17 protein-coding genes and 1 pseudogene are annotated in these 14,135 nt (G+C 66.2%); 13 read left to right on the top strand and 5 right to left on the bottom strand.

Annotation, left to right across the window (positions count from 1 at the left end; translation table 11 throughout):
- Nucleotides 1-141 precede the first annotated feature (141 nt).
- Complete coding sequence (locus BoBH3_RS07435) at nt 142-798, top strand: MBL fold metallo-hydrolase (RefSeq protein WP_262330127.1); 657 nt, start codon at nt 142-144, stop codon at nt 796-798.
- A 20-nt stretch (nt 799-818) separates the two neighbouring features.
- Here the strand turns inward: BoBH3_RS07435 and BoBH3_RS07430 are convergent, their stop codons facing one another.
- The 3 genes from BoBH3_RS07430 to efp form a co-directional block, all read right to left on the bottom strand.
- Nucleotides 819-1,985, bottom strand: coding sequence for a hypothetical protein (locus BoBH3_RS07430; RefSeq protein ID WP_262330126.1), 1,167 nt, complete (start codon nt 1,983-1,985; stop codon nt 819-821).
- A 299-nt stretch (nt 1,986-2,284) separates the two neighbouring features.
- The gene (locus tag BoBH3_RS07425; protein WP_262330125.1) at nt 2,285-2,803 is read right to left on the bottom strand and encodes a DUF1993 domain-containing protein; all 519 of its coding nucleotides are present in this window, start codon (nt 2,801-2,803) and stop codon (nt 2,285-2,287) included.
- A gap of 89 nt (nt 2,804-2,892) precedes the next feature.
- Nucleotides 2,893-3,462 (bottom strand): elongation factor P, encoded by a 570-nt coding sequence (efp, locus tag BoBH3_RS07420; RefSeq protein WP_262330124.1) that lies wholly within the window; start codon nt 3,460-3,462, stop codon nt 2,893-2,895.
- A gap of 107 nt (nt 3,463-3,569) precedes the next feature.
- On the opposite strand from efp, the gene epmA reads away from it, so the two are divergent.
- The 5 genes from epmA to BoBH3_RS07395 all read left to right on the top strand — a co-directional run bounded on the left by epmA (nt 3,570) and on the right by BoBH3_RS07395 (nt 7,251).
- Nucleotides 3,570-4,634, top strand: a complete 1,065-nt coding sequence (epmA, locus tag BoBH3_RS07415; protein ID WP_262330123.1) for an EF-P lysine aminoacylase EpmA — start codon at nt 3,570-3,572, stop codon at nt 4,632-4,634.
- Entirely contained in the window at nt 4,631-5,698 is a 1,068-nt protein-coding gene (locus BoBH3_RS07410) for a lysine-2,3-aminomutase-like protein (RefSeq protein WP_262330122.1), read from the top strand. Before epmA ends, BoBH3_RS07410 begins: the two co-directional genes overlap by 4 nt.
- A 39-nt stretch (nt 5,699-5,737) precedes the next feature.
- Entirely contained in the window at nt 5,738-6,406 is a 669-nt protein-coding gene (locus BoBH3_RS07405) for a DsbA family oxidoreductase (protein WP_262330121.1), read from the top strand.
- A 96-nt stretch (nt 6,407-6,502) separates the two neighbouring features.
- A complete protein-coding gene (locus tag BoBH3_RS07400) occupies nt 6,503-6,934 on the top strand; it encodes a GFA family protein (protein ID WP_262330120.1) in 432 nt (143 codons plus the stop codon).
- 110 nt (nt 6,935-7,044) lie between these two features.
- Nucleotides 7,045-7,251 (top strand): hypothetical protein, encoded by a 207-nt coding sequence (locus BoBH3_RS07395; protein WP_262330119.1) that lies wholly within the window; start codon nt 7,045-7,047, stop codon nt 7,249-7,251.
- A 57-nt stretch (nt 7,252-7,308) separates the two neighbouring features.
- On the opposite strand, the pseudogene BoBH3_RS07390 reads toward BoBH3_RS07395, so the two are convergent.
- Both BoBH3_RS07390 and BoBH3_RS07385 read right to left on the bottom strand, forming a co-directional pair.
- Nucleotides 7,309-7,701, bottom strand: a pseudogene (locus tag BoBH3_RS07390) (cell wall hydrolase); the annotation flags it as partial.
- Between the two features lie 434 nt (nt 7,702-8,135).
- Nucleotides 8,136-8,531 (bottom strand): DUF1801 domain-containing protein, encoded by a 396-nt coding sequence (locus BoBH3_RS07385; protein WP_262330118.1) that lies wholly within the window; start codon nt 8,529-8,531, stop codon nt 8,136-8,138.
- Between the two features lie 854 nt (nt 8,532-9,385).
- Between BoBH3_RS07385 and BoBH3_RS07380 the strand changes: the two genes are divergently transcribed.
- The 7 genes from BoBH3_RS07380 to BoBH3_RS07350 all read left to right on the top strand — a co-directional run bounded on the left by BoBH3_RS07380 (nt 9,386) and on the right by BoBH3_RS07350 (nt 14,077).
- Complete coding sequence (locus BoBH3_RS07380) at nt 9,386-9,595, top strand: hypothetical protein (protein ID WP_262330117.1); 210 nt, start codon at nt 9,386-9,388, stop codon at nt 9,593-9,595.
- A 221-nt stretch (nt 9,596-9,816) separates the two neighbouring features.
- A complete protein-coding gene (locus BoBH3_RS07375) occupies nt 9,817-10,794 on the top strand; it encodes a LysM peptidoglycan-binding domain-containing protein (RefSeq protein ID WP_262330116.1) in 978 nt (325 codons plus the stop codon).
- A 117-nt stretch (nt 10,795-10,911) separates the two neighbouring features.
- Entirely contained in the window at nt 10,912-11,619 is a 708-nt protein-coding gene (pyrF, locus tag BoBH3_RS07370) for an orotidine-5'-phosphate decarboxylase (RefSeq protein WP_262330115.1), read from the top strand.
- A 44-nt stretch (nt 11,620-11,663) separates the two neighbouring features.
- On the top strand, nt 11,664-11,951 hold the full coding sequence (locus tag BoBH3_RS07365; protein WP_262330114.1) for a DUF1330 domain-containing protein: 288 nt from the start codon (nt 11,664-11,666) through the stop codon (nt 11,949-11,951).
- A gap of 3 nt (nt 11,952-11,954) precedes the next feature.
- A complete protein-coding gene (locus tag BoBH3_RS07360; protein WP_262330113.1) occupies nt 11,955-12,263 on the top strand; it encodes a DUF1330 domain-containing protein in 309 nt (102 codons plus the stop codon).
- A gap of 3 nt (nt 12,264-12,266) precedes the next feature.
- Nucleotides 12,267-13,388, top strand: coding sequence for an anhydro-N-acetylmuramic acid kinase (locus BoBH3_RS07355; RefSeq protein WP_262330112.1), 1,122 nt, complete (start codon nt 12,267-12,269; stop codon nt 13,386-13,388).
- A gap of 80 nt (nt 13,389-13,468) precedes the next feature.
- Nucleotides 13,469-14,077, top strand: a complete 609-nt coding sequence (locus BoBH3_RS07350) for a helix-turn-helix transcriptional regulator (RefSeq protein WP_262330111.1) — start codon at nt 13,469-13,471, stop codon at nt 14,075-14,077.
- Nucleotides 14,078-14,135 lie beyond the last annotated feature (58 nt).

Genomic DNA, 14,135 nt, shown 5'->3' with positions numbered 1-14,135 from the left:
GTGAATGCCCTGCGTTCCTGCCCTCCAAGGCCGGCTCGACGAATGGGCTTTGGGCGGAGTTGTGTTTTGGGGTAAGGCGGTCGCGCCGCACCGCCGTGTCGGCATGGCCGGCTCTCGAGCCGAGCAGCGACGGAAAATGGAATGACCGACGAGACCACCCCTCCGCTCCAGATCGCCGTCGTGCCGGTGACGCCGTTCCAGCAGAACTGCTCGATCGTCTGGGAGACGAAGACGAAGCAGGCGGCCATCGTCGATCCCGGTGGCGACGTGCCGCGCCTGCTGGAAGCGCTGAAGGAACTGGGCGTGACGCCGGCTGCGATCTGGCTCACCCATGGCCATCTCGACCATGCCGGAGGCGCCACCGCGCTGGCCGAGGCGCTCATGCTGCCGATCATCGGTCCGCATGAGGGCGACCGGTTCCTGCTCGACGGCCTGCCGGAGCAGGGGCTGCGCTTCGACATCCTCGACATGAAGGCGGTCACGCCGACGCGCTGGCTGAAGGATGGCGACGAGGTCTCGCTTGGCGAACTGACCTTCTCCGTCCAGCATGTGCCCGGCCACACGCCCGGCCACGTCACCTTCTTCCAGAAGGATCTGCGCTTCCTGCTGGCCGGCGACACGGTCTTCGCCGGTTCGGTCGGCCGCACCGATTTCCCCTATGGCAGCCACGAGACGCTGATCGAGGGCATCAGGACGAAGCTCCTGCCGCTCGGCGACGACGTCCAGTTCCTGCCCGGTCATGGCCAGGCGAGCACGCTCGGCGAGGAGCGGCGCAGCAACCCCTTCCTTCAGGGCTGACGCGGCGGCCCGCTGGCCGCTCAGCTGTTGTTGAAGCGCTGGATCAGGTTGCGGACATTGCCGCCCTGGGCGACGTGCTGCTGCGCCGGGCGTGGTGGGCGGGGCGGCGGGCTCGGTCGCCTCTGCAGGCCCAGGAGCGAGCCGACGCTCATCGAGGTGCCGCCGAAGGTGATGTACTCGACATCGTGCCAGTTCGTGCCCGGCAGCTGATGCAGCAGATGCTTCAGGAAGGTGCGCAGATGCACCTCCTGCGACCGGTAGTGGCCGTTCTTCTCGTGGATACCGCGGATATGCCCGTTCTCGACGCGGATCATCCCCGAGGCCAGCACCGGAGCCCCTGACAGGAAGCTGGAGTGGTGGAACACGCCGCCGACATGCATGCCGGCATAGACCACCTCCTGCGGGCTCAGCACGAAGGCGGCCCAGCCGGTGCTCATGCCGCGCAGCGCGTTCGACGGCCAGGTCGTGGTGTCGAGCGGCCTGAGCTCGGCATGGTGGAAGATGTTGGATCGCCCCATCTTGCTGAGGATCATGTTCTGCAGCGTCGGGGACATGCGCGACCATATCATCCCGCGATCGAACGACACCTCGAAGAGCGCGCGGAAGATCAAGTCGTCGACATAACGCACCGAGACATTTGCGAGATCGTTCTTCACGTCCGGCGCCTGCTTCTCGAGATACTCCCAGAAGGAGCAGGTCTCGGCGGATTTCTCCCAAGCCTCGAAATGTGTCGAGAGCTCCTGGCCGCGTCGGTGGTGCTTGTCCACGACCTCCAGCCAGTTCTCCTTCTGCATAATGCGCAGCGGGGCGGTGCCGTGGTTCTTGAGTGAACCGGACGGGATGAGCTTGCGGATCGCGGTCTTGGCCTTGGTCCAGTTCTGCAGGCCGCGCAGCTCGGCGACGGCGGCCCCGTGCAGGTCCTGGACGGCGGCGGCACGGAAGGACTCGCCATGGTCGATCTTGGTCTGCTTGTCGCTGAGCCAGCTGTCGCAGAGCGCGACGATGGCGAGCAGCGCCTGCGTCCTCTGCGTGCGCTCCTCGCGCGTCAGCGAGGGATAGGCCGCCAGCGCGGCGTCGATCTTCAGCAGAGTCTTGTTGACGCGGCGCGCGAAGCGCTTGGCCGTGTCCTTCCGGAAGCGCTCGGCGCCTCCGGCACGCAGATAGACGGTCCCCCTCGGCTCCCCCATCGCATCCTCCCCCCAGTCGCAGGCGATATGAAGAGGTCGTCGCTCCTGACGCAAGGGAAGTTCAAAAACCCGGCCGGAATTCGTCGCTGCACATGCGAAGGCGCCGCCAGATGCGGAAGGGGTGCGGATGCGGGGGCCTGAAAACGCCAACGGCCATGCAGCAGAACGGTGCGCGTACATCCGGCGTCACTCGTTCGACCCATGGCCGTCTTCAACGACGATGGAGGACGGTGGAACGCCCTCGACATCGTCGTGAACCTCATATGGGAGCGGGATGCGGCCTTTGCAAGGCCTCGCCGTCAGGCGTCGAAGACGCCTTTCAGGAAGTCCTGCTTGCCGATCTGGAAGCCGTTCTCGCGCAGGATCGCGTAGGCGGTCGTGGCGTGGAAATAGAAGTTCGGGATGGCGAAGCGGGTCAGATAGGCCTCGCCGGTCATGGTCACGGTGGCCGAAGGCCCGCGCGGGAAGGTGACGTCGCGGGTGAGGCCAGCATCGAGCGAGGAGGCATCGGCAGCCGCGACGAAAGCGAGCGTCTTGGCGATGCGCTCCTTCAATTCGGGGAAGCTCTTCTCCTCATCGGGGAAGCGCGGGTTCTCGCCGCCCGAAAGCCGCGCCACGGCGTTCTTGGCGAAGTCGCAGCAGAGCTGGATCTGGCGGGTGAAGGCGAGCATGTCGGGCGCCAGCCGCGCGGAGAGCAGCACTTCGGGCTGGATCTTGCGGGCCTCGGCCTGCTCGACGGCCTTGTCGATAATGGCGTCGAGCGCGTGGAGCGTCTGAACGAAGCCGGAAAGGGCGGCGGCCTGAACGGTAAGCGGCATGGACTGTCCCTGAAATGACGACGGGCCCGGAAAGGGCCCGCCGCGCATCGCTATAAAGGAAATTCTTCTCGTCCGCTCGCGTCGGGAGATCAGTCCTTCGCACGCTCGACATACGAGCCGTCGGCGGTCATCACGACGATGCGGGTGCCGACGCCGATATGCGGGGGCACGGCGCTGCGCACGCCATTGGAGAGGATCGCCGGCTTGTAGGAGGAGGAGGCCGTCTGGCCCTTCGTCACCGGCTCGGTCTCGGCGACTTCCAGCGTCACGCGTTGCGGCAATTCGATCGCGACGGCCTTGTCCTCGAACACCGACAGCGAGACCTTCATGTTCTCCTGGAGGTAGGGGGCGGCGTCGCCGACCACGTCCTTGTCGACATGGATCTGGTCGTAGGTCTCCGGGTTCATGAAGACGTACTGCTCGCCATCCTGGTAGAGATAGGTGAAATCGCGGTCCTCGACATAGGCGCGCTCGACCTGCTCGGTCGTCTTGTAGCGCTGCGTCATCTTGGTGCCGTCGGAGATGCGGCGCATGTCGATCTGCGTCGTCGGCGTGCCCTTGCCGGGGAAGAAGCTCTCGGCCGAAATGACGGTGCAGAGATGCCCGTCGAGCTCGAGGACGTTGCCCTTGCGGACGGAAGAGGCGATGACCTTGACCACGTGAATGTCCTTCTGGTGCGCGAGGCACCCGCGCGCTATGCGAAATTCTGTCGCCGCGCAACTACCGCATCCGCGCGCGAAACGAAAGCTATCCGGCGCGAGATTCGATGAGTTCAGCCCCCTTGCCCTTCTGGCGGCCCGACATCCATGCCGACCGTCGCCCGGCGCTGCTGGCCCGCGGGCGGGTCAGGGCGCGCCTGCGCCGCTGGTTCGAGGACAGGGGCTTCACCGAGGTCGAGGCGGCTGTCCTGCAGCTCTCGCCCGGCAACGAGACGCATCTGCACGGCTTCGGCACGACGCTGATCGACAACGCCGCCGAGGGGCATCCCTACTATCTGCACACCTCGCCCGAATTCGCCTGCAAGAAGCTGCTGGCGGCCGGCGAGACGCGCATCTTCGATTTCGCCCGCGTCTTCCGCAATCGCGAGCGCACGGCGCTGCACCACCCCGAATTCACGATGCTGGAATGGTATCGCGCCGGCGAGGATTACGAGGTGCTGATGGCCGATTGCGCGGCGTTGCTGGCCGAGGCCGCTCGCGCCGCCGGCGTAACCACGCTGCGCTGGCGCGAGACGCAAGCCGATCCCTTCGCCGAGCCGGAGCGCCTGACACTGCACGATGCCTTCGCTCGCCATGCCGGCATCGACCTGCTGGGAACAGTCTCGCCCGATGGCACGACGGACCGTCCTGCATTGGCCGCGGCCGCGGAGAAGGGCGGCATCCGGTTGGCGGCGGATGACAGCTGGTCCGACATCTTCAGTCGCGTGCTCTCGGAGCGTGTCGAGCCCCAACTCGGTCGCGGCCGTGCCACGATCCTCTGCGAATACCCGATCAGCGAGGCCGCGCTGGCCCGGCCGAAGCCCGGCGATCCGCGCGTCGCCGAGCGCTTCGAGCTTTATGCCTGCGGCGTCGAGCTCGCCAACGCCTTCGGCGAACTCACCGACGCGGACGAGCAGCGCCGTCGCTTCGAGGCCGATATGGACGAGAAGGAGCGCATCTATGGCGAGCGCTACCCGGTCGACGAGGATTTCCTGGCCGCGCTCGCCGGAATGCCGGCCGCCTCCGGTATCGCGCTCGGCTTCGACCGGCTCGTGATGCTGGTGACGGCATCGCGCCGGATCGAGGACGTGCTCTGGACGCCGGTCGCGGAACCGGGCAGGGGAGGCGCATGACGGTCCACCAGCCTCCCGGCGGCCAGCCCCTGCGCAGCATCGACGCCCTCGTCGAGGCCGGGCTCGTCGCGTCCGAGCGCCGCGAGGAGCTGCAGGCGGTGAGCGAGCGCTACGCCGTCTCGGTGACGCCCGCCATGGCCGCGCTGATCGACCCCGCCGATGCGGCCGATCCGATCGCGCGCCAGTTCGTCCCCGATGCCGCCGAGCTCGTGACGCTGCCGCAGGAACTCGCCGACCCGATCGGCGACGACGCCCATTCGCCCGTCGAGGGCGTGGTCCATCGCTACCCCGACCGCGCGCTGCTCAAGCTCGTCCATGCCTGCCCGGTCTATTGCCGCTTCTGCTTCCGCCGCGAGATGGTCGGCCCCGGCGGAGACGCGTTGACCGGCGCGAAGCTCGATGCGGCGCTCGCCTATCTCGCCTCCCGGCCCGATATCTGGGAGGTCATCATGACGGGCGGCGATCCCTTCATCCTCTCCGCCCGCCGCGTGCGCGGGGTCGCCAGGCGCCTCGCCGCCATTTCGCATATCAAGGTGGCGCGCTGGCATACCCGCGTGCCGATGGTCGACCCCGCCCGCATCACGCCGGACTATGCGAAGGCGCTGCGCATCCCGGGCAAGGCGAGCTACATCGCCATCCACGCCAACCACCCGCGCGAATTCACCGATGACGCCCGCGAGGCCATCGCGCGGCTTGCGGATGCCGGCCATGTGCTGCTCAGCCAGTCCGTGCTGCTCAAGGGCATCAACGCCGATGTCGAGACGCTTTCGGGCCTGATGCGCGCCTTCGTCGAGAACCGGGTGAAGCCCTATTACCTGCACCACCCCGACCTTGCGCCCGGCACCTCGCATTTCCGGCTTTCGCTGGAGGAGGGGCAGGCCCTCGTCAAACGCCTGCGCGGCCATCTTTCGGGGCTGTGCCAGCCGACCTATATCCTCGACATCCCCGGCGGAGCGGGGAAGATTCCGGTCGGGCCGGCTTTCCTCTCGGGCTGCGAGACGCCCGGCGCTGAGGCTTTCGCCGAGGATCGCCACGGCGAGCGGCATCTTTATCCGCCCGCCTGACCAAACGCGTTCAGCGCAGAAGCCGTCCAAGGAGCCGTCATGGAAGAGAAGCTGCCACTCGCGATCGTCTCGGACATCGCCTGCCCCTGGTGCTTCATCGGCAAGGCGCGGCTGGAGACGGCGCTCGCTCGCCATGGCCTGACCGATCGTGTCGCCATCACCTGGCTGCCCTATGAACTGAACCCGGAGATGCCCGAAGAAGGCATGGACCGCGCGCAATATCTCGATTCCAAGTTCGGTCCCGGCAAGCGCCGCGAGATCGAGGTCAGGCTCTCGGAGGCGGCGCTCGAAAGCGGCGTGACCTTCAACTGGTCGAAGGTCACGCGCAGCGCGAACACCCGCATGGCGCATATGCTGGTCGCAGCCGCCTCGACCGTGCAGCGCGGCGGCGAGATGACGGCCGCCCTGTTCAAGGCCTATTGGCAGGACGGGCGCGATATCGGTGATCTGGAGACGCTGATCCAGATCGCGGTGGAGCAGGGCTTCGACGAGCAGGCTGCCCGCGAGGAGCTCATCAACGACGAGCTGCGCGAGACGGTGATCGGGCTGGAGAACCATGCCCGCGAGGTCGGCGTCACCGGCGTGCCTTTCTTCATCATCGACGGCAAGCTCGCCGTCTCGGGCGCCCAGCCGCCCGAGGTCTGGACGCAGGTCTTCCAGCAGGTGATGGCCCAGCGCCAGCCGGCGCCCGAGATGCCGGGGTTCTGAGCGGCACTGTCCCCCGATCGTGGCGGGCGGCGCCGCGCTCTGCTATGGCCGGGCGCGGCGCGGACGAGGTCCGCGCGCTCTGGCGAGGACGTGGCGATGGCGGGTGAAGCGGTTGTTCAGGCGGCCTGCCATTGCAGGCGCGTGCGCTTCGAGGTCACGCTGGCCGAAGGTTTCGACAAGCCGCGTCGATGCGATTGCTCGTTCTGCCGCATGCGCGGAGCAGTCGTCGTGGGAGCGACGCGCGATGGCGTCAGGATCGTCGCGGGCGAGGACGCGCTGGCCGAGTACCAGTTCAACACCGGCACGGCGCGGCACTTCTTCTGCTCGGCCTGCGGCATCTACACCCATCACCTGCGCCGCTCGAGCCCTGGCCAGATCGCGGTGAACGTGGCCTGCATCGAAGGCGCCAGCCCCTTCGATTTCGCGGAGGTGCCGGTCAGCGACGGCATCAACCATCCCAGCGATCAGCCCGCCGGCGCCAAGGGCCGGCTGGCCGGCATTTTGCGATACGAGCGGGCGCGCGAGTAGACCGCCTGCGGCTCGGTTGAGACGATCGCCGTCAGCGGTCGGCCTCAGCGATATCGGGAACAGTCCGGATAGCGAGGCGTTGGATAACCGAGAATGATCGGAGATCCGCGATGAACTATCTGTTCGCTTCACTGATGATCGGTATTAGCGGCCTGACGCTGGCTTTGGCCGGCTTGCCTGCCGGCAGCATCGAGGCGGAGTGCCACGGCGCGCCCAAGGGCTCGATCGTTGCGATCACCAATTGTCCGGATATGCCGGAAAAGGGGAAGGCCGGTCCGGCGGGGAATTCCTACGCCATGAACACCGTTCGCCAGTAAAAGCAGATCGTTCGAGGCGTCCGGTAGCCGCGGTCGCAGGGCACCGGACGTGCCTGCTCAGCTATAGAAGATGTGGCGTCCGATCACGTCCATTTTCCTCAGGCGCTTCGCCCAGTCCGGTTGGACGTAATCGGCGTGATAATGCGTCGAGGCGCCGATCTCTTCCAGATAGATCCTCCCCTCATAGACGTCGCGTGCGAGGCGGACGGCGTCCTCCCATGGCTCGGACTCTCTGACGCGCAGCGATTTGCCCATGCAGGCGAAGGAGAACTGGCACGCGAGGTGGCGGTGGCGGTTCTGGTAGACGACGCCGCATACGGAGCCCGGATAGGTGCCGCTTCTCACCCGGTTCAGCACGACCTGCGCAACGGCGATCCGGCCGTCCTCGGGCTCCGAGCGGGCCTCGAAATAGATCGCCTCGGCAAGGCAGCGCTGTTCCTTGGCCAGCGTGTCGCCGTCGAGGACGACGGGCACGCCGGAGAGGATGAGAGACGTGATCGGTGTGGATGCGGCCGACGGAACGACAAACGCCGTCAGCGCGAGCAGCGCCAGCGAGGCGATGCGCGTCATGAGGGAATCTCCGGGAAAGGGGCAGCCGAGCGCCAGCGCTTCGGATCCATTCGATGTCGAATAGATGCCGAGGATTCGATCTATTGTGGGAGTTTGATCGAACGAAGCGGGGATGATGAGGTCAGAGACGCGATGGCTCTGAGTTTATTAGGCGTATATCAGTGGCTTTCGCCGAATTCTTTATCTGACAACACTGTCTCGTTTTGATTTTGATGGGTGGTACGCGTTGGATTGAGGCGATATGATTAGGAAGTTCGGCGACTTTGTGACGATATATCTGCCTGCGACAGAATGGCCTCCGAAGCCGACTACGGCTATCGCTTGGTAGGCCGGTTCAGGGCGGCCGCTGCGCGGACGAGATCCTTAAAGGCATTCTCGTCCAGCGTTTCGCCTTCGCGGATGTCGATGGCGCGTCTGACATTGCCGTCGAGGCTAGCATTGAACAGCGATGAGGGGTCGGCGAGCGAAGCCCCTTTCGCGAAGGTCAGCTTGACGACGCTCTTATAGGTTTCGCCCGTGCAGATCTGCCCGTGATGGGACCAGACGGGCACGCCGCGCCACTTCCACTCCTCGGTCACCTCCGGCACCGCTGCGTTGATGAGCGCGCGGACATGAGCGAGCTGCTCTCCTCTCCAGTCGCCCAGCTCCCTGATTCTCCCGTCGATCAGCTCAGAAGCCGGGGCCGTTCCGGTCGCTTCGCTCTTTGCCATGGCGTGTCCGCTCCCTCATTCGTTTTCCCGGCCGGCACGAAGTCCGCAGTTGGTCGGGCTGATCACGATACATCCCCGCGGCCGATGCATGGAGACTCGATGCAAGGCGCGAGGAACCCGTCTTCCGGGGGAGGAGAAGGACAGCCGCCGCGCTCGGCCGTCATGATCGCCGTTGTGGCGGCCATCCACGTCTTTGCGGCATAGCTGGCCGGCTGCGCGATAGGCTGAGTCTCATCCGATTGTTATGATGTTAAGACATGGATGGTCGCGCCGAAGGCGACCATGACGCCAGCGGTTTCTCTCCCAGACTTATCCCCGTCCTTCCAAGCCGTGCTTATCCTCCGCTCCACCTCATCCCCTGAGGGGCAGCCATCCGGAGGTATGCCAGTGGCAGGGGTGGGGTCGGCGCCTGCGGGTGGAGTTACGATCCACTCCCGGGAGGCTTCGGGGCACCGCCCTGGGGACATTACGATCCCTGTGCGAGGAGCTCGCTGGAAGGCTCGGCGGCGAAGGATTGCGTAAGCGCGGACGCGACAAGGCGATGAGCCGAACTGGCGTCCTGACCCGCAGCTCCTGAACCGCCCAGCCGTATAAGCGCGGCCCGAGGTCCGAAATCGCCGATAAGCGGAGCGCCACGGGGCGTGCGGATGGTGGCTCAATCCATCCGCGCCGTTTCCTGGCTCAATGGAAGCGGCTCAATACCAAACCTGCGCCTCGCGGCGCTCCGCTGCCCCTCATGTTCACCGCACGCGGAAACGCTGGCGGGTGAAGGCTTGTGCGCGGGAACCGCACCTTCCGGGCGTGACTTGGCGCCCGGCTCGCGGCAGGATCGGGTCAACTTGGGAGTCCAGCTTATGACGAAGTTATTCGTGGTCGCGTGCGGCCTTCTCCTCGCCGCTTGCGCATCCGGCCGCGACCTGTCCGGGCCCGGCGGCATGGACGACATGCGAGACGACGCGCAGATCTATGTGCCGCGGGAAGGCGAGTTCTATGCCTCGCCGTCCGTCGATACGCGGCCGACCAGCACCTGCAAGATGAGGGGCCAGGGCGTGCAATGCTTCTGAGCAAGGCCCTTTACCCGGTGCGAACGCCGCAAGCCGCCTGAGCGCTGCTGATTTTTCACGGAATGGAATCGCGGCGTGGTTCCGGGCAAATCGGCACGCTCCAGCCTGCCCCTTTCGCAGTCGATCCGCCGGATCATCCGAACGAATGACGTTGCGGCACGGCGTTGCGGGTCGGATGCGCCCGGCGCGGCGCGGCCGCGTGAAGGGCGAGAAAATTTGCCATGGGCATCCGGTCTATCGATTCGTTCTTCACCGACCCGAAGGAGAAAGAGCTGGCTCTTCTCGTCTGGGACAAGGGTAAACAGCTTCTCGCGCGGGGATGGACCGCGACGCCCGTGACTGACGCGTTTCTGCTCATCGAGCCGACGCCGAACGTTCGGATTCTCGTTACCGCGAGCGACTGGATCAGCCAGACACGCGCCGAAGGGCAGGACTGGGCGATCGAGGACGTTAACATGGGCCTCGGCAGGCCGGACGGCTACTTCAACCGGGAGCACTGCGCCAATGTCGAGCACGTCTATCGCGCGGCCTATCTCTCCGTCGTCTTGACGCCGGCTGCGAGCTTTCTCGCCGCCGGAGCCTACGAGATGATCTTCGACCCGTTCCTCAAGGAACCGATCATGCGCGCCAAGCGGGCGTATGATAAGAACAGCGGGCTGAATGCGTTTGCCGCGGTCTGGTATCAGCTCTCGTATTTCGGCATCGCCTCGCACCTGCCTGAATCCTTCAAGCGCAACGGCAGCCAGTTTCTCTATGTCGATCTCAAGGGCTGGATGGCGGCGGCCGAATATTGGAGCGCGCTTGCGACAGAGCCGAAACATTACGGTGCAAACGCACCGGAATTCGATGCGAAGCTGCAGCTTCAGAAGCTCAAGCTCGGCATACAGGCGGTGAAGGCGAGCCTCGATGCGCAGGCCGCCCGCGCAAGCAGCGAGCCGCCGGCACTCAACCCGGCCGATTTCATGCCGGACACGCCGCCGACCAGGGCCGGCACCATGCTCTCGCAGATTTCGAAGGAGCGTTACGGCGTCTTCGAGCTCTGGCCGCTGATCTGGAAATACAACCAGAAGGCCATCGGCAATAATCCGAACCGCGTGCCCGTCGGGACGGTGCTCAAGATCAAGAAGAAGGAGCGATACACGCCCGACGAGCTGAAATTCGCGCGTGAGAACTGGAAGAAATGGGCGGCCCTGAACTGAGGCGGCGCGTTAGCGAGCGGGGCAGCGGAGGCTGCGGCCGGGCTTGGGCTTGAAGCCGCCATGGCCTTGCATCTCCTTTCGAATCATGCGCCTTCCCTCGAAACTCGGGAGATGGCCATGCCGCAGAAGCTCAACGACGTCCGCGACCGCCTGATCGTCGCGCTCGACGTGCCGACCGTCTGGGACGCCTACCGCCTCGTTTCGACGCTGGGAGACGGCGTCACCTTCTACAAGATCGGCTATCGGCTGGCCTTTGCCGGCGGGCTGGATCTGGCGCGCCAGCTCGTCGCCGAGGGCAAGAAGGTCTTCCTCGACCTGAAGCTCCACGATATCGGCAACACCGTCACCGAGGGCGTCGACTCGCTGACCAAGCTCGGCGTCACCTTCCTCACCGTCCATGCCTATCCGCAGACCATGCGCGGCGCGGTCGAGGGACGTGGCGATGCGGCGCTGAAGCTGCTCGCCGTGACCGCGCTCACCTCCTATGACGACACCGACCTGCGCGATGCCGGCTACGGGTTGGCGGTGCGCGATCTGGTGCGCCTGCGCGCCGAGCAGGCCCGCACGGCCGGCATCGACGGCATCGTCTGCTCGGCGGCCGAGACCGCGATCGTGCGGGACGTCATCGGCCCGGACATGGTCATCGTCACGCCGGGCATCCGCCCTTCCGGCAGCGCCGCTGGCGACCAGAAGCGCACCCTCACCCCGGCCGAGGCGATCCGCGTCGGCGCCGACCATCTCGTCGTCGGGCGTCCCATCATCCGCGCGGCAGACCCGCGTGCGGCGGCTGGCGCGGTCATGGACGAGATCGTCGCCGCTTCGTAAGCTCGGCGCCCAACCGATTCCGCTCAACGAACGGACTTGAAGCCATGCCCAAGGGATATGTCATCGCTCGCGCCAAGGTCACGGATGCGACGAAATGGGCGGCCTATGCCGCGAAGGCCTCCGAGGCGATGAAGATCTATGGCGGCACGCCGATCGTGCGCGGCGGCCAGATGACGGTGGCCGAAGGCGAGGGGCGCGCCCGCAACATCGTCATCGAGTTTGCCGATTTCGCTTCGGCCAAGGCCTATGTCTCCTCGCCCGAATATGCCGACGCCCGCAAGCTGCGCGAGGGCGCAGGCGAGATCGACATCGTTGTCGTCGAGGGGATGTGATCCATGACGAAGGGCTACTGGATCGCGCGTGTCGACGTCGAGAACGACGAGGCCTATGCCCGCTATCGTTCGCTGAACGCCGTCGCCTTCGCCAAATACGGGGGGAAGTTCATCGTCCGCGGCGGTGAGTACAAGCTCGCCCGCGGCGAAGGGCGCAAGCACAACGTCGTCATCGAGTTCAAGGACGAGGAGACGGCGCGCGCCTGCTACGCCTCGCCCGAATATCAGGAGGCGGTGAAGCATCTCAGCGCCGCCGGCAAGTCCGACCTCATCATCATCGGCGGCTATGAAGGCCCGCAGCCGGGCGAATAGCGCTTGGCCGGGCGGGATCTGACGCGCGATACGCTGACCGCCATCGGTGTCATCAGCGGCACGTCGATGGACGCCATCGACGTTTCGCTGGTGACCAGCGACGGGCGCGACGCCGTCCTGTTCGGCGCAGGAGCCTCCTATCCTTATCGCGCGGAAACCCGCCGCGCGCTCCAGGCCGTAATCGCCGATGCGGAGCGCGCCGCATCCGAACCGCTTGTCGAGCTCGAAGCGGCGGTGACGGCGGATCATCTGGCCGCGATCCGAAGCTATGGCGCCGATCAGAACCTCGATCTGTCCGCGATCGACCTCGTCGGCCTCCACGGCCAGACCATTTATCATCGACCCGAGAAGCGCTTCACCCGCCAGCTCATCGACGGGCAGGCGGTGGCGGACGCGCTCGGCATTCCGGCCGTCGACCGCTTCCGCGACGCCGATGTCGCGGCGGGCGGCGAGGGCGCGCCCTTCGCCCCGCTCTGGCACCGCGCTTTGGCGCAGGGGCTGGAACAGCCGGTCATGGTGTTGAACCTCGGCGGCGTCGCCAATGTCAGCTATATCGACGGCGACACCGTCATCGCCTTCGACACCGGCCCGGCGAGCGCGATCCTCGACGATTTCGTGCTGCGCCGTCTTGGGCGGCCCTATGACGCGGACGGCGCGCTCGCCGCCAGCGGGCTGGTCCATGAGGATCTCGTCGCCGGCTTCATGGCCAATCCCTTCTTTGACCGCCCGGCGCCGAAATCGCTCGACCGCAACGACTTTCATCGCCGCGCACAGGTCGTCGAGGCTCTCTCCGATGCCGACGGCGCGGCAACGCTCTCGGCCTTCACCATCGAGAGCATCGTCGCGGCGCTGCGCCACGTGCCGCGTGCGCCGAAGCGCTGGCTGGTCGGCGGGGGCGGGCGGCTCAATCGGCATTTCATGGCGCGGCTCGGTGCGCACCTTGGCGTGCCGGTCGAGCCGGTCGAGGCCGTGGGCTGGGACGGCGATGCGCTGGAGGCGCAGATCTTCGCCTATTTCGCCATCCGCTCGGTGAAGGGGCTGCCGCTCAGCCTGCCTTCGACCACCGGGGTGCCGCAGCCGATGACGGGCGGCCGGCTCCATCGTCCGAGACTGAACGACGGGTGAACCCAAACGCATCCTCGCGCGACCAATGAGTGCGGACGCGCAGCTTGTGCGATCCGCAGGTCGCAGGGATGGATATTGCCATGACGCTCCACGTCTCGATGGCCGGCAGGCCGAGCTACACCCCCTTTTCGCCGCGGCGCGAGACGTCGTCCGATGAGCTCGGCGGCGCGGCTCGACCCGTCTTCGTCATCGATGCCTCCCTCAACATCTGCTTCAGCAATCGCGGCGCGATGGAAATGGCGCGTGAGGGGCTGGGCGGCCCGGATCGCTTCACCGCGTCCGACAAGGATTTCGTCGCCCGGCTGCATGGCTGGCTGAAGCGCTGCCAGAACGGCACTGCCGCCGGCGAGACGCGGCTGACGCTCTCGCTGAGCTGCGGCCGGCAGGTCGCGATCGATGCGGTCCATCTGGCGAGCATCGACCTGTTCGTCCTGACCGTGGACGACCCCGAAAGTGCGATGGACCGCAAGATCGCCGATGTCAGCGAAGCCTGCGGACTGACGCCGACCGAGGAACGCATGCTCTCTCTGATCGTCGAGGGGCTCGACACCATCGTCGCCGCAAAGCGCCTCGGCATCGCCCCGACCACGGCGCGCACCCATCTCCAGCGCCTCTTTGCCAAGACGGGCACGGCCCGCCAGAGCGAGCTCGTCCGCTTCGTCGCGACCTATGTCGAGGAGGCGCGCTGAGGAGCGCTTCGCGGCTTGCCGATACGCCACGCCGTCATGCGCCGCTCAGGGCCTCGGG

The sequence above is a fragment of the Allobosea sp. BH3 genome, assembly GCF_025499465.1.
GTDB lineage: Bacteria > Pseudomonadota > Alphaproteobacteria > Rhizobiales > Beijerinckiaceae > Allobosea.
This window is presented reverse-complemented; position numbering and strand designations above follow the sequence as displayed.

Excerpts from the sequence above, each read along its gene's own strand:
- BoBH3_RS07435 (WP_262330127.1), top strand. The coding sequence starts at position 142 with ATGACCGACGAGACCACCCCTCCGCTCCAGATCGCCGTCGTGCCGGTG.
- BoBH3_RS07360 (WP_262330113.1), top strand. The coding sequence starts at position 11,955 with ATGACGAAGGGCTACTGGATCGCGCGTGTCGACGTCGAGAACGACGAG.
- BoBH3_RS07385 (WP_262330118.1), bottom strand. The coding sequence starts at position 8,531 with ATGGCAAAGAGCGAAGCGACCGGAACGGCCCCGGCTTCTGAGCTGATC.
- BoBH3_RS07375 (WP_262330116.1), top strand. The coding sequence starts at position 9,817 with ATGGGCATCCGGTCTATCGATTCGTTCTTCACCGACCCGAAGGAGAAA.
- BoBH3_RS07400 (WP_262330120.1), top strand. The coding sequence starts at position 6,503 with ATGGCGGGTGAAGCGGTTGTTCAGGCGGCCTGCCATTGCAGGCGCGTG.
- BoBH3_RS07395 (WP_262330119.1), top strand. The coding sequence starts at position 7,045 with ATGAACTATCTGTTCGCTTCACTGATGATCGGTATTAGCGGCCTGACG.
- BoBH3_RS07350 (WP_262330111.1), top strand. The coding sequence starts at position 13,469 with ATGACGCTCCACGTCTCGATGGCCGGCAGGCCGAGCTACACCCCCTTT.
- BoBH3_RS07430 (WP_262330126.1), bottom strand. The coding sequence starts at position 1,985 with ATGGGGGAGCCGAGGGGGACCGTCTATCTGCGTGCCGGAGGCGCCGAG.
- BoBH3_RS07365 (WP_262330114.1), top strand. The coding sequence starts at position 11,664 with ATGCCCAAGGGATATGTCATCGCTCGCGCCAAGGTCACGGATGCGACG.
- BoBH3_RS07410 (WP_262330122.1), top strand. The coding sequence starts at position 4,631 with ATGACGGTCCACCAGCCTCCCGGCGGCCAGCCCCTGCGCAGCATCGAC.
- BoBH3_RS07380 (WP_262330117.1), top strand. The coding sequence starts at position 9,386 with ATGACGAAGTTATTCGTGGTCGCGTGCGGCCTTCTCCTCGCCGCTTGC.
- epmA (WP_262330123.1), top strand. The coding sequence starts at position 3,570 with ATGAGTTCAGCCCCCTTGCCCTTCTGGCGGCCCGACATCCATGCCGAC.
- BoBH3_RS07425 (WP_262330125.1), bottom strand. The coding sequence starts at position 2,803 with ATGCCGCTTACCGTTCAGGCCGCCGCCCTTTCCGGCTTCGTTCAGACG.
- BoBH3_RS07405 (WP_262330121.1), top strand. The coding sequence starts at position 5,738 with ATGGAAGAGAAGCTGCCACTCGCGATCGTCTCGGACATCGCCTGCCCC.
- pyrF (WP_262330115.1), top strand. The coding sequence starts at position 10,912 with ATGCCGCAGAAGCTCAACGACGTCCGCGACCGCCTGATCGTCGCGCTC.